At 65.0% G+C, this 18636-nt stretch carries 15 protein-coding genes and 1 tRNA gene; 2 read left to right on the forward strand and 14 right to left on the reverse strand.

All coding sequences use genetic code 11. The features are described 5' to 3' along the window. Nucleotides 1-2: 2 nt before the first annotated feature. The 9 genes from ACK4S9_RS06085 to ACK4S9_RS06125 form a co-directional block, all read right to left on the reverse strand. On the reverse strand, nt 3-1310 hold the full coding sequence (locus ACK4S9_RS06085) for a sugar MFS transporter (protein ID WP_409722888.1): 1308 nt from the start codon (nt 1308-1310) through the stop codon (nt 3-5). A gap of 11 nt (nt 1311-1321) precedes the next feature. Continuing rightward, complete coding sequence (locus ACK4S9_RS06090; protein WP_409722891.1) at nt 1322-2284, reverse strand: glucokinase; 963 nt, start codon at nt 2282-2284, stop codon at nt 1322-1324. Further along, complete coding sequence (locus tag ACK4S9_RS06095) at nt 2281-4770, reverse strand: glycoside hydrolase family 3 N-terminal domain-containing protein (RefSeq protein ID WP_409722894.1); 2490 nt, start codon at nt 4768-4770, stop codon at nt 2281-2283. Before ACK4S9_RS06095 ends, ACK4S9_RS06090 begins: the two co-directional genes overlap by 4 nt. Nucleotides 4771-4803: 33 nt before the next feature. Next, complete coding sequence (locus ACK4S9_RS06100) at nt 4804-6171, reverse strand: GH1 family beta-glucosidase (RefSeq protein ID WP_409722897.1); 1368 nt, start codon at nt 6169-6171, stop codon at nt 4804-4806. A gap of 91 nt (nt 6172-6262) precedes the next feature. Then, on the reverse strand, nt 6263-7324 hold the full coding sequence (locus ACK4S9_RS06105; protein ID WP_409722900.1) for a LacI family DNA-binding transcriptional regulator: 1062 nt from the start codon (nt 7322-7324) through the stop codon (nt 6263-6265). A gap of 78 nt (nt 7325-7402) precedes the next feature. Further along, nucleotides 7403-8440, reverse strand: coding sequence for an ABC transporter ATP-binding protein (locus ACK4S9_RS06110; RefSeq protein WP_409722902.1), 1038 nt, complete (start codon nt 8438-8440; stop codon nt 7403-7405). A 6-nt stretch (nt 8441-8446) separates the two neighbouring features. After that, nucleotides 8447-9349: a carbohydrate ABC transporter permease gene (locus ACK4S9_RS06115; protein WP_409722905.1), complete on the reverse strand. Its 903-nt coding sequence runs from the start codon at nt 9347-9349 to the stop codon at nt 8447-8449. Continuing rightward, the gene (locus tag ACK4S9_RS06120; protein ID WP_409722908.1) at nt 9346-10221 is read right to left on the reverse strand and encodes a carbohydrate ABC transporter permease; all 876 of its coding nucleotides are present in this window, start codon (nt 10219-10221) and stop codon (nt 9346-9348) included. Before ACK4S9_RS06120 ends, ACK4S9_RS06115 begins: the two co-directional genes overlap by 4 nt. 5 nt (nt 10222-10226) lie before the next feature. Further along, nucleotides 10227-11483, reverse strand: a complete 1257-nt coding sequence (locus ACK4S9_RS06125; protein ID WP_409722910.1) for an ABC transporter substrate-binding protein — start codon at nt 11481-11483, stop codon at nt 10227-10229. 292 nt (nt 11484-11775) lie between these two features. On the opposite strand from ACK4S9_RS06125, the gene ACK4S9_RS06130 reads away from it, so the two are divergent. Continuing rightward, nucleotides 11776-12984: a cation:proton antiporter gene (locus ACK4S9_RS06130; protein WP_409722913.1), complete on the forward strand. Its 1209-nt coding sequence runs from the start codon at nt 11776-11778 to the stop codon at nt 12982-12984. 201 nt (nt 12985-13185) lie between these two features. After that, entirely contained in the window at nt 13186-13719 is a 534-nt protein-coding gene (locus ACK4S9_RS06135; RefSeq protein WP_409722916.1) for a paar repeat-containing protein, read from the forward strand. Between the two features lie 16 nt (nt 13720-13735). Here the strand turns inward: ACK4S9_RS06135 and ACK4S9_RS06140 are convergent, their stop codons facing one another. The 5 genes from ACK4S9_RS06140 to ACK4S9_RS06160 form a co-directional block, all read right to left on the reverse strand. Then, complete coding sequence (locus ACK4S9_RS06140) at nt 13736-15310, reverse strand: ATP-binding protein (RefSeq protein ID WP_409722919.1); 1575 nt, start codon at nt 15308-15310, stop codon at nt 13736-13738. 5 nt (nt 15311-15315) lie between these two features. Next, the gene (locus ACK4S9_RS06145; RefSeq protein WP_409722922.1) at nt 15316-16065 is read right to left on the reverse strand and encodes an alpha/beta fold hydrolase; all 750 of its coding nucleotides are present in this window, start codon (nt 16063-16065) and stop codon (nt 15316-15318) included. A 383-nt stretch (nt 16066-16448) separates the two neighbouring features. Next, entirely contained in the window at nt 16449-17501 is a 1053-nt protein-coding gene (locus tag ACK4S9_RS06150; RefSeq protein WP_409722925.1) for a hypothetical protein, read from the reverse strand. Nucleotides 17502-18027: 526 nt separating this feature from the next. Then, nucleotides 18028-18103: transfer RNA gene (locus ACK4S9_RS06155), tRNA-Thr, on the reverse strand. 25 nt (nt 18104-18128) lie between these two features. Further along, nucleotides 18129-18605: a ClpXP protease specificity-enhancing factor gene (locus ACK4S9_RS06160; RefSeq protein ID WP_409722928.1), complete on the reverse strand. Its 477-nt coding sequence runs from the start codon at nt 18603-18605 to the stop codon at nt 18129-18131. Nucleotides 18606-18636 lie beyond the last annotated feature (31 nt).

An 18636-nucleotide genomic window follows, 5' to 3' on the forward strand; every position in this document is an offset into this window, starting at 1 on the left:
GCTCAGGCCGCCGCCACCGGCTGCTTGTGCAGGTTCGCGTATTTCACGCCGAAGTACAGGATGAACAGGTAGCACACCGCAGGCACCAGGAAGGATGGCTGCAGGCCGATGGTGTCGGCAAACATGCCCTGGACAAAAGGCACCACGGCGCCGCCGACGATGGCCATGCACAGGATGCCCGAACCCTGGCCGGTGAACTTGCCCAGGCCGTGCAGCGCCAGGCTGAAGATGGTCGGGAACATGATCGAATTGAACAGGCCGACCGCGATGATCGCCCACATGGCCAACTGGCCTTCGCCGAAGGTGGCCGCCAGCACCAGCGCGATCGAACCGAGGGCATTGAAGGCCAGGGTCTTGCCCGGGCTAACGTAGCGCATCACGGCGAAGCCGATGAAGCGGCCCACCAGCGCGCCGCCCCAGTACAGGCTGACGTACTGCGCCGCATCGGCGTGGCTCAGGCCCGCGATGTTGCCCTCGCCGAGGAAGTTGATCAGGAAGCTGCCGATGCTGACCTCCGCGCCCACATACAGGAAGATCGCGACCGCGCCCAGCACCAGGTGGCGATAGGCCATGGCGCCGCCCTTGCCGTCGGTGGCCGGTGTGCCGTCGTCGGCATGGCTGATCTTCGGTAGCCTGGCCAGCGCGAACAGCACCGCCAGCAGCGCCAGCGCCGCGGCCAGGCCCAGGTAGGGACCCTGGACCGCTGCGGCTTCGGCGGCCTTGTGCGCGGCCTGCTCGGCGGCAGGCAGTGCCGCCAGCTGCTCGGCGCTCAGCGCGACCGTGGACAGGATCAGGATGCCGCCCAGCGCTGGCGCCACCGTGGTGCCGAGCGAGTTGAAGGCCTGGGTGAGCGTGAGGCGGCTGGAGGCGGTACGCGCGGGTCCGAGCACCGTGACGAACGGGTTGGCCGCTACCTGCAGGATCGTGATGCCGCTCGCCAGCACGAAGAGGGCGAACAGGAACAGGCCGTAGCCGCCTTTCGAGGCCGGGTAGAACAGGGCGCAGCCGGCGGCCGCGATCGTCAAGCCGGTGACGGCGCCTTTCTGGTAGCCGATCTTGCGGATCAATGCCCCGGCCGGCAGCGACACGATGAAATAGGCCCCGAAGAAGCAGAACTGCACCAGCATCGCCTCCAGGTAGGTGAGGGTGTAGATCGACTTCAGGTGCGGGATCAGGACATCGTTGAGCGAGGTGAGCAGGCCCCACATGAAGAACAGGATGGTGACGATGACTAGCGCGCCGGTGTGCGGGTTGTGCTCGGACTCGAGCGCCTGCGCCGCCGGCGCCGGTTTCTGGACGGTGTTCTGCATGGGGTCTCCGTTTATTGCAGGGTCGCGATATGGTCCGACAGCATCGCGGATACGCCGCGCAGCGCCGGGTACTGCTCGGTAATCAGGTAGGTCGGGATGCGTGCGAGGTAGGGACCGAGACGCCCCTTGTCTTCGAAGCGTGCGCGGAAAGCCGATTCGGTGAACAGTTTACCAAGCCTTGGCACGATGCCGCCACCAATATACATGCCACCGGTCGCGCCCAGGGTTAGCGCGACGTTGCCCGCCACGCTCCCCAGCACCGCGCAGAAGATCCCGACCGTCCTGGCGCAGTCGGCGGACGTGCCGTCGATCGCGGCCTTGGTGATGGCCGGGGCATCGATGCGCTGGCCGCTCAAGACCCAGTGGATCAGCTCCAGTCCCATGCCCGACAACAGGCGCTCGGCCGACACGTGGCCGTATTCTCCCCACAGCGCTTCCAGGATCGCCACTTCTTCTTTCGTGGACGGCGCGAAGCTGACATGCCCGCCTTCGCCGGCCAGCGCGATCCAGCGCTTCCCGGCCGGGATCACGCCCGATACCCCGAGTCCCGTGCCCGGGCCGATCAGGCCGATGGGGCGCGCATTTCTCCCATCCTGCAGTTCGATGCCGCCGCCGATGCGCTGTCGCCCCTCGGCCGCCAGGTGCGGCAGCGACATCGCCAGCGCGGCAAAGTCGTTCACCACCAGCAGGGTGTCCAGGCCCTGCTGCCGGCGCAGCTCCTCGATCGAGAAGCTCCAGTGGTGGTTGGTCATGCTGACCCGGTCGTCCTCGACCGGATTGGCGATGGCCAGCGCCGCATGGCGCACGCGCTCCACCGCCAGACCGCGGCCGGCCGCCTTGTCAAGATAGGCCCGCATGGCTTGCCCCAGGGTGGCATGGTTGGCGCAGGCCAGCACCTCGATATCGTCGAAGCCCTCGCCCGACTGCAGGGCGAAGCGGGCGTTGGTGCCGCCGATGTCGGCCAGCAGCTTCATTGCAGCTCCCCGCAGCGCACGGCATCGGCTTCGCTGGCTGCGCCGCCGGCGATTTCGATGCTGGTGAAGGCGGCGGCGAAAGCGGCGTCGCTGGTCACGCTGAAGGGCGTGTCCACTTTCGTCAGGTCAGTCCCCTTGGCCTGGAAACAGGCCAGCGGAATGGCGACGGTCTGCTTGCCCTTGCCGGCCAGGCGCTTGAACAGGGCGCTGGCGTCGAGGCTGCCCTCGCCCATGCGCATCGTGACCTTGCCGGCCGGTGCCTTCGATACGATGGTGTCAAAGCGCAGCGCCGCGTTGGTAGCGGCGGCCGCCGGCAGCACCATGGGGCGGGCGCCACGGGCCTCGATGGTGGCCGGGCCGGTCCAGGTGACGAGCTTGGCGTCCTGCTGGGTATTCACCTGCGAGGTCTGCACGCTCACACCCGGCAGGCTGAAACTCGCGTTCAGGTCGGCGCCCAGCACCAGCGTCTGCTGGCCGCTGCGGATCGCCAGCGGGAAGCTGGCGCGGTCGGCCTGGCTGAAGACCGGGAAGCTGTTGCTGACGCCGCAGCCGCCGGCCGGATAGGTGGTATCCAGCTTGCCGAGCTTCGAACGGGTGGCGGCCTTGAGGCCATGGCCGTAGGCGAACAGCGGCGCGTAGTTGCTGTCGCCAACGTTCAAATCGGTCTGGCACACCGACTTCGGCCACGAGAAGGGCAGCTTGCCGCTGAAGTCGTAGCGTTTGCTGCCAGATACCAGCAGGTCCGACACGCCCTTGCCCTCGGTGCCCGGCAGCCAGGCGGCCACGAACACGTCCGACAGGTTGAGCAAGTCGTTCACGTAGAGCGGGCGGCCCGAGACGAAGACGGTCACCACCGGCTTGCCCTTGCCGGCGACCTGCTGCAGGACGGCCAGGTCTTCCGGATAGCGGCTGGAATGGCGCAGCGTGCCGCTGGGGCCGATGTCGCCGTCGCCTTCGGCATACGGGCGCTCGCCGATCACGGCCACCACCACGTCGAATCTCGACACGTCGACACCCTTGCCGTCGACGCTGAAGCTGACATTGTCCTGGCCGGCCGCTTCGCTGATGCCGGCCAGGATCGTGTCGCCATTGGGGAAGTCGGCATTGGTGTTGGCGGTGCCCTGCCAGGTGATCGACCAGCCGCCGCTCTGGTTCGACATGTCGTCCGCGCTCTTGCCGACCACGAGGATCCGCTTGCCGCGTGCGATCGGCAGCACTGGCTGATCGTTCTTGAGCAGCACCAGCGACTCGCGCACCGCGCGGCGCGCCAGCTCGCGCGGCTGCATGACCTCGTCCTTGCCAGCGTAGGCGTTCTGCGCCGGGCTCTTGTCGAACAGGCCGGCGCGCAGCTTGACGCGGATGATGCGGCTGACGGCGTCGTCGATGCGCGCCATCGGAATCTCGCCGCTTTCCACCTGCCTGATGGTGTTGGCAATGAAGGCTTTCCAGTCGTCCGGCACCATGATCATGTCGTTGCCGGCATTGATGGCGGCCGCGCAGCTGTCGTTGCGGCAGCCCGGCACTTCGCCGTGGCCGTTCCAGTCGGTGACGACGAAGCCGTCGAAGCCCATCTTCGTCTTGAGCACGTCGGTGAGCATGGCGCGGCTGCCGTGCATCTTGCCGTAGTCGGTGCCGCCGGCGACGTCGTTCCAGGAGTTGAACGAGGACATCACCGTCTGCACGCCGGCCTCGAGCGCCGGGTAGTAGCCGGCGCCATGGATGTTGATCATCTGCGAGCGGCTAGCCTTGTTGACGCCGCGGTCCTTGCCGGACTCGGTGCCGCCGTCGCCGATGAAGTGCTTCGCGGTAGCGATGGTGTTGGCGTCGTCCTTGAGCATGCCCTGCATGCCGCGCACGTAGGCGCCGGCATAGCTCTTCACGATCTCCGGATTCTCGGAATAGCTCTCGTAGGTGCGTCCCCAGCGGTCGTCGCGCACCACCGCCAGGGTGGGGCCGAACACCCAGGCGATGCCGCTGGCGCGGGTGGCCTTGGCGGTGGCCGCGCCGATTTCCTCCAGCAGTTTCGGGTTGCGCGCCGCGCCCAGGCCGATGTTGTGCGGGAACAGGGTGGCGCCGAACACGTTGTTGTGGCCGTGGACGGCATCCGTGCCCCACACGACCGGCACCTTGACCGCCATGTCGGTGGCCATCGAGGCTTCGTGGTAGCGCTGCGCCAGCGCCAGCCATTCGGCCGCCTTGGCATGCTTGTTCCCGTTCGGCCAGCTGCCGCCGCCGTTCAGCACCGAGCCGAGGTAATAACGTTTGACGTCTTCCGGCGTGGCGCTCTTGATCTCGGGCTGGGTCATCTGGCCGACCTTCTGGGCCAGGGTCATCTTGCTGACGATGTCGCGAACGCGCTGTTCGAGCGCCGCGTCCCTGGCGATGGCGCTGCGCACCGTCGGCCAGTCGTTCAGGGGGGCTGCCGTAGCAGGGAGGGCCAGCGCGATGGCCAGCGCCAGTACCGGGTTGCGAAGCATGGGTTTCATTGGGTCGTCTCGCTGTCTTGTTGTATGTTCGTCTTATTCGCCGCGCAGGAAGGAACGGTACCACTTGCCGCTGCCCTTCAGGCGCCGCTGCTGGGTCGTGTAATCGATGTGGACGAGGCCGAAGCGCTTGCGGTAGCCCTCGGCCCATTCGAAGTTGTCGAGCAGGCTCCAGGCGAAGTAGCCCTTCACCGGTGCGCCGTCCGCGATGGCCGACTTCAGGGTGGCCAGGTGGCGCATCAGGTAATGGCGGCGCCCGACGTCGTCGATCTCGCCGTCCGCTCCTACCTGGTCGTCGTAGCAGGAGCCGTTTTCGGTGACGTACATCGGGCCCGGACGGTAGTCGTTCTCGATGCGCAGCAGGAGCTCGGCCAGGCCTTGCGGCGCCACTTCCCAGCCCATGAAGGTGGTCTCGGCGCCGGGAGCGGGCGGCAGCACCCGCGCCGACAGGGGGCCGTGGCCCGGGGCGTGCTGGATGGTCTCGGGGAAGTAGTAGTTCACGCCGAGGAAGTCGGTCGGCACCGCGATGGCCTCGAGGTCGCCCGGCAGCACCACCGGGGCGGCAGCGCCGATCGCTTCCAGGACCGCCTTCGGGTAGCCGCGGCCGTAGAGCGGATCGAGGAACCAGCGGTAGCGCAGGCCATCGTGGCGTTCGGTGGCGGCGATGTCCTCTGGCTGGCTTGACGCGGGGCGCACCGGATGCAGGCTGAGGGCGAGGCCGGCCTTGGCATTGCGGACGTTGGCGCGGATCAGCGGCACCGCCTTGCCGTGCGAGAGCAGCACGTGGTGCGCCACCTGCAGCGCGGTCTTGAAGTCGGTATTGCCCGGGGCATGCCAGCCTTCGTAGTTGCCGATGATGGACGTGCACCAGGGTTCGTTGTGGGTGATCCAGTGCTGGACGCGGTCGCCCAGGCGGCGCGTCACCGCATCGACAAACGCCAGATAGGCGTCGACGGTGGCGCGCTCGTTCCAGCCGCCGCGGTCTTGCAAGAACTGCGGCAGGTCCCAGTGGTAGAGCGTGGCCCAGGGCTGCAGGCCGCGCTCGAGCATGCCGTCCACCAGGCGCGAATAAAAATCCAGGCCCTTGTCGTTCGGCTTGCCGCCCACCTCGGAAAAGACGCGCGGCCAGGCGATCGAGAAGCGATAGGCGTTCAGCCCCATGTCGCGGCCGATGTCGAAGTCTTCCGGCCAGCGGTGGTAGTGGTCGCAGGCGACCAGGCCGCTGGAGCCGTCCTTGATGTTCCCCGGCGTGGCGGCGAAACGGTCCCAGATCGACTCGACCCGGCCGTCCTCCTGGCCGGCGCCTTCGATCTGGTACGACGAGGTGGCGCAGCCCCACAGGAAGTCGGGGGCGAAATCGCCGCGCATTGGCGCGCTCGGCTCGGGACGGGATGCTGTTGTCATGGTCTGGTCTGGTTAAGCTCGTTACGCTAGGATATTTGGAAAGCTTTCCAATTGCAATCTAAAAAAAAGGCCGCGCTGGCGGCCCGCCCGTTTATTTCTTTTTGCCGCGCGTGCGTTTGGCCGCGTTCTCGCCGGCCGCGCTCTCGCTCGGCCCCTTGGCAAGCGAAGCGCGCAGCGTCACGCTTACCGGGAAGGTGCGCGTCACCGGACGGTGCAGGTCGTAGCAGCGGTTGAGCAGGGCGTTCAGGCCATTGAGCGTCATCTCGCGCCAGGGCATGTGCACGGAGGTCAGGCGCGGGGCCGAGAACGCGGCGCTCGGGGTGTCGTCGTAGCCGATCACCGACAGGTCGCGCGGCACGCTGATGCCGGCTTCCTGGAAGTAGGCCAGCGCCCCCACCGCCATCTCGTCGTTGGCGCAGAACAGGGCGGTGCACCTGGTGCCCGAATCAATCAGCGCCTTGGCCGCCGACCAGCCGCCCTGGGGAGAAAAGTCGCTTTCCATGGTCCAGACCTTGTTCGTGTCGATGCCCTCGGCTTGCAGCTCGCGCATGAAGCCGTCGATGCGGGCCACGTTGTCGGCCAGCGCCGCCGGGCCCGCGATCACGGCGATGTCGCGGTGCTTGTAGTCGAGCAGGGTACGCGCGGCCAGGCGCCCGCCCAGCACGTGGTCGACCGTGAAGCACTGCTCGGGGATCTGCTTGAATTCGTGGTTCAGCGCGACGATCTGCTTCTGCTTGCCGCCCAGGGCGGCCAGGTCCTCGTCGTTGAGGGCGCTGGTCATCATGACGATGCCGTCGCAACCGCGCTCGACCAGGAATTCGATGCCCTCGATGGCCTGGCGTCGGGCGTCGCCCAGGCCGACACCGAAGGCCACCACCATGTGCAGGCCGGCGGCGCGCAGTTCGGTGTCGATGATCTGCAGGATCGGGGTATAGAAGGTGCCGCTCAGGACCGGGATGTAGACGCCGACCATCCGGCTGGTGCCGGACAGCAGCGCGCGCGCCGCATGCGAGGGGCGAAAGCCCAGCTCGTCGATCGCCTTGCGCACGCGGGCCAGGGTGGCCGGCGATACCGAACCCTTGCCGCTGACTACGCGCGAAGCGGTGCCGAGCCCGACGCCGGCGAGGCGCGCTACGTCCTTGATGGTTGCCACTGACGATCCCTATCCTGTTGTCTGGTTATTCGATGAACACCGAAGCATACTGTATTCATTTGACACTGGCACCTGTCATCACAGGCGCTTGCCGCTGGCCGGATCGAACAGCGACACCCGCGCCGCATCGATGTCGAAGCGCACCGCCTGACCGGTCGACAGCGGCCGCGGGTCGTGCACGATGCAGGAAAGCTGGTGGCCGCCGCAGTCCAGCCAGACGACCTGGTGGTTGCCCATCGGCTCGACCAGCGTCACGCTCGCCTGCAGGGAGCCGCCCGGGACCAGGTGGATGTCTTCCGGCCGCACCGCCAGCGTCACCGCGCCGCATGGCGCCGCGCAGTCCAGCGTCAATGCGCCCGCGCTGAAGCGGCCCTGCTCGGCCCGTCCTTCGACGAAGTTCATCGACGGCGAGCCGAGAAAACCCGCGACGAAACGGTTGGCCGGGCGCCCGTAGACTTCGCCCGGCGTGCCGATCTGCTGGATGCGGCCGCCCTGCATCACGACGATGCGGGTGGCCAGGGTCATCGCCTCGGCCTGGTCGTGGGTCACGTAGATCATGGTCGAGCCGAGCGCCGCGTGCAGCATCTTGAGTTCGCGGCGCAGCTCGGCGCGCAGCTTGGCATCCAGGTTCGAGAGCGGTTCGTCGAACAGGTAGACGCCGGCCTCGCGCACCAGGGCGCGGCCGATTGCCACCCGCTGGCGCTGGCCGCCCGAGAGCTGGGCGGGCTTACGGTCCAGCAGGGACTCGAGCTGCAGCATCTCGGCCGTCTTGCGCACGCGGCGCCGGATTTCCGCCTTGGGTGCGCCGGACATGCTCAGGCCGAAAGACATGTTCTTCTCGACCGTCATGGTCGGGTACAGCGCATATGACTGGAACACCATGCCGATCCCGCGTTCGCTCGGATCGGCATGGCTCATGTCGACCCCGCCGATCTCGATCGCTCCATCGGCCAGGTCGATCAGGCCGGCGATGCTGTGCAGCAGGGTCGACTTGCCGCAGCCCGAGGGCCCGAGCAGGACCAGGAATTCGCCCGGCTCGACCTGCAGGTCGAGGTTGCGGATGACCTGGTTGCCGCCGCGGGTGATGCAGAGCTTGCGGAGATGGACGTTCGACATGCTCGTTTATCCTTTGACGGCGCCGGCGGCGATGCCGCGCACGAACCAGCGTCCCGAAATGAAGTAGATCGCCAGCGGCACGCTTGCCGTCAGCATGGTCGCGGCCATGTTGACGTTGTACAGGCGGGTGCCGGTGGTGGTGTTGATCACGTTGTTCAGCTGCACGGTCATCGGCGCATTGTCGCGGCCCGCGAACACCAGGCCGAGGATGTAGTCGTTCCACACCCCGGTGACCTGCATGATGGCGGCAACCACGATGATCGGCAGCGACATCGGCAGCATCACCTGCAGGAAGATGCGCCAGAAGCCGCCGCCGTCGATGCGCGCGGCCTGGAACAGCTCCTGCGGCACCGAGGCGTAGTAGTTCCGGAACAAAAGCGTCATGATCGGCATGCCGAAGATGACGTGCACCAGCACGATGGCCGGCAGCGACCCGAACACGCCGGCGCGCGCCATCATCCACACCAGCGGATAGATCATCACCTGCACCGGGATGAAGGCGCCGGCCAGCAGCACCCCGAACAGCAGCTTGGCGCCGCGCGGCTTCCAGAACGACAGCGCGTAGCCGTTGACGGCGCCTAGCAGGATCGGGATCACGGTGCTGGGCAGCGTGATCGCCACCGAATTCCAGAAGCCGCCGCTGACCTGGCTCCAGGCGTGCTTCCACGGCTCGACGGTGGCGAGCAGGGGTAGCGCGAACACGCTGCCGTTCCTGATCTCGTCCATCGGCTTGAAGGACGTGACGACCATGACGTACAGCGGCAGCAGGAAGTACAGCGCGGCGCTGAACAGGAACGCGTAGACGCCGATGCGGGCCGGCGACAGGCGCTTGCGGCGCGCGGCGGGGGCAGCCTTCTTTGGTTCGAGCGGCATGACGGGAGCGGCCGCTTGCAGGACGGTATCGCTCATGCGCGTTTCCTCCGGCTGCGTGCGTAGGCATAGGGCGCCAGCAGGGCCAGCACCGGAATGAGCAGGGTGACCGCGCCGGCCGAGGCCAGCCCGATGTTCGAGCGCAGGAACAGATGGTCCATGATGAACTTGGCCGGCACCTCGCTGGCCGTGCCCGGGCCGCCGCCGGTCATGGCCACCACCGCGTCGTACAGTTTCACCACGGCGGTGCACAGTAGCAGGAACACGGTGGCCATCGTCGGCCCCAGCATCGGCAGCACGATCTGCAGGTAGACCCGCCAGGCCGGGATGCCGTCCAGGCGCGCCGCCTTGTAGATCTCGGGATCGACGCCGCGCAGGCCGGCCAGCATCAGGGCCATCACCAGGCCCGAGGCCTGCCAGACGGCGGCGATGACGATGGTGTAGATGACCATCTCCTGATCCACGATCCAGTCGAAGCTGAAGCCGGCGAAACCCAGCTGGCGCACCGCGCCCTCGATGCCGGCGCCGGGCGCCAGCATCCATTGCCACACCAGGCCGGTGGCGACAAAGGACATCGCATACGGATACAGGAACACCGTGCGGAGAAAACCTTCGCCGCTGACCTTCTGGTCGATGAAGGCCGCCAGCAGGAAGCCGAGCAGCATGCAGGCGACGATGAACAGGGCGCCGTACACGGCCAGGTTGTTCAGCGAGATCAGCCAGCGCTCGTTGTCGAACAGGCGCACATACTGGGCGGCGCCGATGAAGTTATCCGACGGGAAGGTACGCGAGGCGGTGAACGAGGTGCGCAAGGTCCACAGCGCCGCGCCGACGTAGGCGACCAGCACCGTGAGCGCCATCGGCAACAGGGCGAGGTGTGGACTGATCCGGTGGGCGCGGAGAAGGAGCATGGCGATCAGTACTTGAGGGCGTTGGCGATGCTCTTCTGGGCCCGTTCGACCGGCATGGCGGTATTCCAGTAGGCGGTCAGGACGTCCTGCATGGCGCCGTTCTGGTCCGGCGTCAGGTAGACCTCGGTGACGCCGGCCTGGCGCGTGCGGTCCTTCATGATCTCGATGCCCTTTTGTGCGCACAGGTCGAGTTCGGCGGCGTCGACGTCGGTACGCACCGGGATCGAGCCTTTCAGCTTGCTGAAGCCTACCTGCAGGCCGGGTTGCGACACCACCTCGGCGAGCAACTGCTGCGCCTTGACGGCCTGGACCTTGTCGGTGCGCGGGAAGACGAACACGTCGCCCTGGATCAGGTAGGGCGTCGAGGAGGTAAAGCCGGCCATGCAGCCGTAGTGCCGGCCCGCGACCTGGCGTGCGTTGGTGAACTCGCCCTTGGCCCAGTCGCCCATCACCTGGAAGCCCGCCTTCCCGCTGATGACCAGGGCGGTGGCGTCGTTCCAGTTACGGCCCGGCGAGCCGGCGTCCACATAGGATTTCAGGCGCTTGAAAGCCAGCAGCACCTCGCGGAAGCGCGGCGAGAGCAGGGTGGCCTGGTCGCGGTCGCGGATGGCTTTCAGGTACAGCTCCTTGCCGCCCATGTTGGCCAGGATGGCCGAGAACAGCACGGTCTCCTGCCAGGACTGGCCGCCGTGGGCGAGCGGGATGATGCCGGCCGCCTTGAGCTTGTCGAGGGCGGCGAAGAATTCAAGCATGCTGCCTGGCTCCTTCGCGATGCCGGCCTTTTTGAAAGCGGCCTTCGAATACCAGAACCAGGTTTGCATGTGGATGTTCAGCGGCACCGCGTAGTAATGGCCCTGCACCTTGATGACGTCGATGATCGGGGTGGGCAGCATCTGGTCCCAGTTCTGGGCGCGCGCGACCTGGTCGACCGTGTTCAGCATGCCCGCTTCGATCACGTCGAGGAACTGCTTGGAGGTGTTGAACTGGGCCGCGGTCGGCGGGTTGCCGCCGACGATGCGGTTGATGGTCACGGCACGGGACTGGTCGCCGCCGGCGATGGCGGTGTCGATCCACACGCCGCCGGCATCGCGGTAGGCCTGGGCGACCTGCTTCACGGCGGCGGATTCGCCGCCGGAGGTCCACCAGTGGATCACTTCCGCCCTGGGGCTGGCCGCTACCGACGCGGCATGCGCGGGCGCGGCAGGCGTCATGGCAACGGCGAGCCATGCGCAGGCTGTCGCCAGGGTGCGTGGTGTGAACATCGTGTCTCCGTCGTGCGCCGTTATTGTCGGTAAGTTGGAAACGTTACCATTGGCTTTGCCCGACTATAGCACCGGGTGAAATCGGGGTCAAACAAATATTGCACTTCGGATTCTGTCACATTTTTTAGTGCCTGCAAGATAAGTTTGCTGACCGATCTGGGCCGATAAAACAGTGGGCAGCAGCCCATGCAGCGTCAGTCCTTGCCTATGGTATCGTTTCCAGCTGTTGTCCGGCGTTTAGCACCTACAATGGCCCCTTTGCGCAAGACAAGAGGACAGAGCTGGAGGCACCATGAACACCACCGAGATTTTCCTGATCGCTATGTTGCTGATCTTCGTCGCACCTTATCTGCTGTGGCGCCTCGGCAAGACCGATTACTTTGCACCGCTGGCCGTGGTCCAGATCATCATGGGCGTCCTGCTGGGCCCGGGCATCCTGGGCGCGGCCTATCCCGAGTATCACAAGTTCGTCTTCAACCCGGACGTGGTCAAGACGCTCAACGGCATCGCCTGGTGGGGCGTGATGCTGTTCGTGATGCTCGCCGGGATCGAGCTCGACCTGAAAAAGGTCTGGCAGTACCGGCGCGAGAGCGCGACGGCGGCCGGCCTGTCGCTCGGCGTGCCCTTGCTGTTCGGCTGCGGCGCGGCCTTTCTGCTGCTTGGAAACGAAGGCTGGATCGGCCCCAAGGGCGCCGATTGGCAGTTCATGCTCGGCATCGGCATGGCCTGCGCTGTGACGGCGCTGCCGGTGCTGGTGCTGCTGATGGAAAAGCTCGATATCCTGCGCCAGCCGATGGGCCAGCGCATCCTGCGCTACGCCAGCCTGGACGACATCGCCATCTGGGGCGTGCTGGCGCTGATCATGCTGGACTGGGAACGCGTCGGCCGGCAACTCGGCTTCCTGCTGGCCTTCGCCGTGCTGACCGTCCTGTTCCGCCGCTTGATGCTGCGCCTGCCGCGGATGGACCGCTGGTATGTGGCCCTGATCTGGCTGATCGCCTGCGGCCTCGGCGCCGACTGGGCCGGCCTGCACTACATGGTGGGCGCCTTCCTGGCCGGCGTCGTGATGGATGCCGACTGGTTCGAGCAGGACAAGCTCGATGCGCTCTTCAGGAACGTGCTGCTGGTCCTGATGCCGGTGTTCTTCCTCAGCACCGGGCTGCGTACCCAGTGGGACATGGGCAGCTATCCGGTGTTCTTCGTGGCTGGACTGCTGCTGCTGGCCTCGGTGGGCGGCAAGCTCGCCGGAGCCCATATCGCCGGCAGGGCGCTGGGCTGGAAGCGGGGCGAGGCCACGATCATCGGCTGGCTGCTGCAGACCAAGGGCCTCATCGAAATCATCTTCGCCAACATCCTGTTGGACAAGGAAATCATCACCAGCGACACCTTCACCGCCATGCTGCTGATGGCGGTGGCCAGCACGATGCTGACGATCCCGATCGTGCATCCGAAGCTGAACCGGGTGCAGAACCGGGGACTGGTGGAGCAGGCCAGTTCCTGAGGCTTTTCTTGCCGGGTGGCTTGGATTTCCTGCCAGCTTTTTGTACTTGGCTGCAAGGTGTTTGCACAAGGAATCTGAGCGCCGTCCGCATGCATTCTGCGCCCGCTCAACTGCCGGGGGCGTCTCCTTCCTATGATGAGCTCAAGCGGCCGGCGATCCGATACGTCGCCGGTCTCCGCCAGCACTCGTTGGGAGGAAACCATGTCCAACACAACACGCACGGCGTCGCTGGAGTCATCGCGCAGGGAAGCGCTCCTGGCAACGAACGCGCAGCACCTCGCCCATCCGAATGTCGCCGCCTTCCTGAGGGCGATCGCCGCGGCCGAAGGCGGGGGATACAACTTCAAATACGGGGCGCTGAAGGGAAAGGCGAACGACCGCTGGCGCTTCACCGACATGTCGACCCATCCCGGCAAGGGCATCGATGGCAAGTCGACCGCCGCCGGCATGTACCAGATCACGCGGCCGACCTGGCAGCACCATGGCGCCAAGCTGGGGCTGCGCGATTTTTCGCCGCGCACGCAAGACCTGATCGCGGTGGAGATCCTGCGCAGCCTGGGCGTCGTCGAGGCGATCAAGGCAGGCGACATCGCCGATGTCATGCCCAAGGTTGCCCGGACCTGGGCGGCCTTGCCGACAGGGCCGGGGCAGGGCAATCACTACCCGCCGCAGCGCCACGTCAGCTTCGATACCTTTCTTTCCGCCTATCGCGAGGCAGGCGGAAGCGTCGCCTGAGCGGAGCGCCGCTCGATCATTCGCCGCGCACCGCGAGCCCGTGCAGCAAGGGGCGCAGCAGGTCGAAGTCGATCGGCTTGGTGATATGGTGGTCGAAGCCGGCCTCGAAGGCGCGTTCGCGGTCTTTCTGCTGGCCCCATCCGGTGGTCGCGATCAGCATGGTGTGCGCGCCGCCGGGCAGCTGGCGCGCGCGGCGCGCCAGTTCGTAGCCGTTCATGTCCGACAGGCCGATGTCCAGCAGCGCGGCCTCGGGTGCGAAGCCGGGGAGCAGTTCCAGCGCCTGCGCCGCCGAATGGGCGACGCGGACCTCGCAGCCCGACCATTCGAGCGCCATGGCCAGCATCTTTGCCGCATCCTCGTTGTCGTCCACCACGAGTACCCGTACCCGGGCCGGGAGCTCGCCGGCCGGGGCCGCCTCGACGGGACGGGTGGCATTCGCGGACAGGGGCAGGCGCACGGTAAAGCTGCTGCCCTTGCCGGCGCCTGCGCTGTCCGCGGCAATACTGCCGCCATGCAGTTCCACGATGCCGCGTACCAGGGCAAGGCCGATGCCGAGTCCACCCCTGGAGCGTTCCAGTGCCGGTTCGAGTTGCGAAAACATGTCGAAGATATTCGCCAGCGCTTCGGCCGGTATGCCGATGCCGTTGTCGCTCACCCTGATTTCGGCCATCTCCCCGTCGCAGGCGAGATGGAGTTCGATCAGGCCACCGTCCGGCGTGTATTTGGCCGCATTGGTCAGCAGGTTGAGGACGACCTGGGACAGGCGCGTGGGGTCGCCGTCGACGGTGACCGGCGGCGGCGCGATCGACAGCCTCAAGGTATGGCCTGCCGCCTCCATGGTCGTGGCCAGGTCCTGGGCCGCGCCCGCCACCAGCGTGGACAAGTCGACCGCCGTGCGGCGCAGCTGCATGCGCCCCTGCGTGATGCGCGACACTTCCATCAGGTCATCCACCAGCCGCGTCAGGTGACGCAGTTGGCGGTCGAAGGCCTGCAGCAGGCGCCCATCCGCGCTACGGGCGAACTTGAGCGTGAGCACGTCGAGCGCACTGCGCATGGGCGCCAGCGGATTGCGCAGCTCGTGCGACAGCGTCGCCAGGAATTCATCCTTGCGGCGGTCGGCGGCCGACAGCTGGGCGTTGAGTTTCTTGAGTTCTTCCTCGGCGCTGCGGCGCGCCTCCAGCGCGGCTTCGGCCGCCTTGCGCGCTTCCAGCAGCTCGCGCTCGTAGGCCTTGCGGTCGGAGGCCTTGAAGAAGGCCCAGTGATCGACCAGCCGATCGCCTTCCTGCTGCCGTACGATATTGATCAGTACCGGCAGGCGCTCCTGGCCGCGGGTGCGCAGGTCGACCTGGATCTCGGCCACCGAACCTTGCACCTCGAGGATCGGCTGGCAGTGCGTGTGATAGAACAGGCGCGCACCGACCGGCAACAGGTCGCGCATGCGCATGGCGCCCGCCAGTTCCTCGTGCGTATAGCCTAGCCAGGTGCAGGCCGTGGCGTTGGCCCGCAGGATGACGCCGTCGGGCGTGGTGAGCACCAGCGCGCAGGCGGCATGGTCGAACAGCAGTTCGCCCGCAAGGGTCTCGGGGGGCACGGCATTCAGCGCAGGGTTTGCGCGAGAAAGTGATCGATGGCGTTCGAACTTGCGGTAGGCGCGCTCATGTGCGGGCAGTGACCGACGTTGTCGATGACATGCAGGGTGCTGGCCGGCAGGTGGCGGTGCAGGAACTGCCCGACCGAGAGCGGCGCGACCAGGTCGTCGCTGCATTGCAAAATCAGGGCCGGGACCGTCGACTTCGGCACATCGGCGCGGTGGTCCGAGGTGAAGGTGACGCGGGCGAAGTGCTTGGCGATCTCGGGATCGTTGCGGCAGAAGCTGTTCGACAGTTCCTGGCGCAGCTCGGGCCGGTTGGGCGCGCCCATGATGGCCGGCGCCATGCTGCTCGACCAGCCGAGGTAATTCGCATCCATCGTCTCCAGCAGTTCGTCGATGTCTTCGTGGCTGAAGCCGCCGATGTAATCGCCGTCGTTGATGTAGCACGGCGACGGACCGACCATCACTTGCGCCACGAAGCGCTCCGGCGCCTTGATGGTGGCCAGCAGGCCGATCATGGTGCTGACCGAATGGCCGACGAAGACCACCGGGCCGCTGGCGAACGCATCGAGGATCTCGAGCAGGTCGTCGGCATAGCCCTGCAGGCTGGCGTACTTGTCGCGGCAGTAGGCGGACAGGTCGGAGCCGCCGCTGCCGACCAGGTCGAAGGAGACGATGCGGAAGCGGTTCTCGTAGGCCGGCGCGAGGAAGCGCCACATGGTCTGGTCGCAGCCGAATCCATGCGCAAACACCATGGTTGCTGAACCATTACCGGTAACACGGACATTGTTGCGAAGCTGGATGCGGGAGCTCATCGGTGTCGACGGGAGGAATTGAACTGAGCGATTATAGCCCTGTAATGTCGCGCAGGCTCGCACTTTTGACCCGGAAATGTCCGGTTTGGGCAGGCTGTTGTTTGCCCGTCCGGGTGGGCGGCGTGTGGACGCCGGAAAGCAAAAAGCCCAGCCGAATGGCTGGGCTCAATGCTTGAGAGTCGTGGTGCCGACTGCAGGACTCGACCGGTTGCTGCCCATTGCGATTCGTACTCGTTGCTCGCTTCGCTAACTATGCGCTTAGCGCGTTCGATGACTTTGGTCATAGCTCCATTGAGCAGCCTTGGTTTTTGTGAGTAAAGGACTCAGGGCTTACAGGTCTTACGATCAGCCAGGCAGAGGGCAAGCCGCTGCTGATGGGCTATCAGGTCGGCTCGCGCTTTCTCCTCCGCTACAAGCAAAGTAACGGGTGGATTCGCAGCTGAATAAATCTGATTTAATGCTTCCGCAGCAATCCCGCCGCCGGCTTTGTTATTGTAGGTGATTCCCGTGATTTGACCTGCATCCGACAACGCCAATTGCAAAATCTGCTCACCGAAGAAGATCGGCTTTGGAATCTGCACTTCATAAGTCGGGCCGGGAACCAAAGGCTCAAAGCTTGCCAGATCAACAGGCTCGCCGCCGGGTTTTTTGCTCCGCAATAGCAAGGTTTCGCGACGTACCTGGTTGACAACCAGTTTCGGTTTATCGACCTTGCTCATGTTGATGCGCTGGTCGATCGTGCCGCTTGCTGGCGATTGCACCGCAGCTTTAGATAAGGTCAATTGGGTGAACAAGCCGAGTTCATCGGGCTTCTTCTTCTCTGATTCTGCCCGCTGCCTGACATAATGGTTCAATGCAGGATCCTTGACAATGTCAAAAACAGCCTCACCTCCGAGCTTGTGGTCGAATTTCGCAACCCGGGTAACAGTCAGCGTTTGCGATTTCGGATCGCCAAATTGCGCGACCACATCACAAATGGGAGGCTTGATCAGCGAGACAGCTCCGGTACGCACGCCGGTGACGATCCCGACCACGGCCTTTACCATTTCGCCGCCGACGCCAGTCGACGTCGCGTTGAGAGATTTTAAGCGGCCGTCTTCCGTAAAAGTAAAAGCTGCGCTGCCGGAGGCGTAGAAGCTGTCGAGATCTTTCAGATAAACCGTTTGCGGTGTCCCGCTCGACTTGTCTGCGACATACGATGTACTGATGGACGGGAGGGATACGACCGCAAAATCTGTATCGTCATCCTTGCAAGCGTAAGTCTCGACGACCTCCACGGTAGACACTGCCTTTGGCAGCCAATATTGGACGGTGGCGTCAGGTAGCGAAGCGCAACCGCTCAGAACTGTAACTGCAAGTAAGGATAGAAATCGCATTGTCGGCCCCTTAATTGTTATTAATTCAGCATACATAACGCGTGTCCAAACGACATCTAACCTTTGGCATACTGTACATACACCCATGGCAGAGCACCGATGTGCAGCCATTCGAACTCAATTAAAACCTTTTGTGTTACGCACATTCGGGCAGCATTCCGAAGCGGGATCGGGTATTCATCACACTGCAGTCTCCGATTAGCCGGCTTTGTGAAAACGAACGACTCTCAGCTTTGATTGATACTCTGCATGGCGTGCGATACCCACAAGACGACGGACTCGCTTCCGGGCATCCACGCCGGTTTAAGGGCTAGGAGGCGTTCCTAGTTGCGGCCGGCTCTGCGGTTTACACGCTTCAGGCCTGTGAAGAAGGCCGTGGAAGCGACTTGCATTGGATGAACTGCATGTGTACTTTTTTAGCGCTGAGATTTTGCCAGAAGGGCTCACAGGTAGTTACACGGTGGTCACACAGGCTATAGAAAACAAAAAGCCCAGCCGAATGGCTGGGCTCAATGCTTGAGAATCGTGGTGCCGACTGCAGGACTCGAACCCGCCACCTGATGATTACAAATCAACTGCTCTACCTGATGAGCTAAGTCGGCTTAATCTTGGAACAACGATTATACGCTATTTGATGCGTGTCAACGTCGGGCGTCCGCCCTTCTTGGGCGGCTCGTCGTCGCCGTCCGGCGCGGCAGCCGTTTCGACCGGCGCTTCCGTCCCCGTTGCCGGCACCGCCGACAAGGACGGCGCAGCCGCTTCTTCAGGCGCAGGCGCCATGTCCGCTGCCGTCATGTTCACCTCGAAGGCCATGCCCTGGCCATTCTCGTTCGCGTAGATCGCCAGCACGTTCTGCACCGGGATGTACAGCTCGCGCGAGACGCCGTTGAAGCGTGCGCGGAAGTGGATCGCGTCGTTGTCCATCTTCAGGCCCGAGGTGGCGCCATAGCTGATGTTCAGGATGATCTCGCCCTTGCGGACGTATTCCATCGGCACCGTCGTGGCGGCGTCGACCTTGACCGCGAGGTAGGGCGTGTAGCCGCTGTCCGTGCACCATTCGTAGATGGCGCGCAGCAGGTAGGGCTTGGTGGAGATCTCTGACATGGACGTGATAAAAAAAGCAAACCTGACCGCG

This window comes from Massilia sp. (assembly GCF_046293535.1).
Classification (GTDB): Bacteria; Pseudomonadota; Gammaproteobacteria; order Burkholderiales; family Burkholderiaceae_D; genus Telluria.

What these genes read in the sequence shown, in the direction of transcription:
- ACK4S9_RS06085 (WP_409722888.1), bottom strand. Translation starts at nt 1,310, where the DNA reads ATGCAGAACACCGTCCAGAAACCGGCGCCGGCGGCGCAGGCGCTCGAG.
- ACK4S9_RS06090 (WP_409722891.1), bottom strand. Translation starts at nt 2,284, where the DNA reads ATGAAGCTGCTGGCCGACATCGGCGGCACCAACGCCCGCTTCGCCCTG.
- ACK4S9_RS06095 (WP_409722894.1), bottom strand. Translation starts at nt 4,770, where the DNA reads ATGAAACCCATGCTTCGCAACCCGGTACTGGCGCTGGCCATCGCGCTG.
- ACK4S9_RS06100 (WP_409722897.1), bottom strand. Translation starts at nt 6,171, where the DNA reads ATGACAACAGCATCCCGTCCCGAGCCGAGCGCGCCAATGCGCGGCGAT.
- ACK4S9_RS06110 (WP_409722902.1), bottom strand. Translation starts at nt 8,440, where the DNA reads ATGTCGAACGTCCATCTCCGCAAGCTCTGCATCACCCGCGGCGGCAAC.
- ACK4S9_RS06115 (WP_409722905.1), bottom strand. Translation starts at nt 9,349, where the DNA reads ATGAGCGATACCGTCCTGCAAGCGGCCGCTCCCGTCATGCCGCTCGAA.
- ACK4S9_RS06120 (WP_409722908.1), bottom strand. Translation starts at nt 10,221, where the DNA reads ATGCTCCTTCTCCGCGCCCACCGGATCAGTCCACACCTCGCCCTGTTG.
- ACK4S9_RS06125 (WP_409722910.1), bottom strand. Translation starts at nt 11,483, where the DNA reads ATGTTCACACCACGCACCCTGGCGACAGCCTGCGCATGGCTCGCCGTT.
- ACK4S9_RS06130 (WP_409722913.1), top strand. Translation starts at nt 11,776, where the DNA reads ATGAACACCACCGAGATTTTCCTGATCGCTATGTTGCTGATCTTCGTC.
- ACK4S9_RS06135 (WP_409722916.1), top strand. Translation starts at nt 13,186, where the DNA reads ATGTCCAACACAACACGCACGGCGTCGCTGGAGTCATCGCGCAGGGAA.
- ACK4S9_RS06145 (WP_409722922.1), bottom strand. Translation starts at nt 16,065, where the DNA reads ATGGTGTTTGCGCATGGATTCGGCTGCGACCAGACCATGTGGCGCTTC.
- ACK4S9_RS06150 (WP_409722925.1), bottom strand. Translation starts at nt 17,501, where the DNA reads ATGCGATTTCTATCCTTACTTGCAGTTACAGTTCTGAGCGGTTGCGCT.
- ACK4S9_RS06160 (WP_409722928.1), bottom strand. Translation starts at nt 18,605, where the DNA reads ATGTCAGAGATCTCCACCAAGCCCTACCTGCTGCGCGCCATCTACGAA.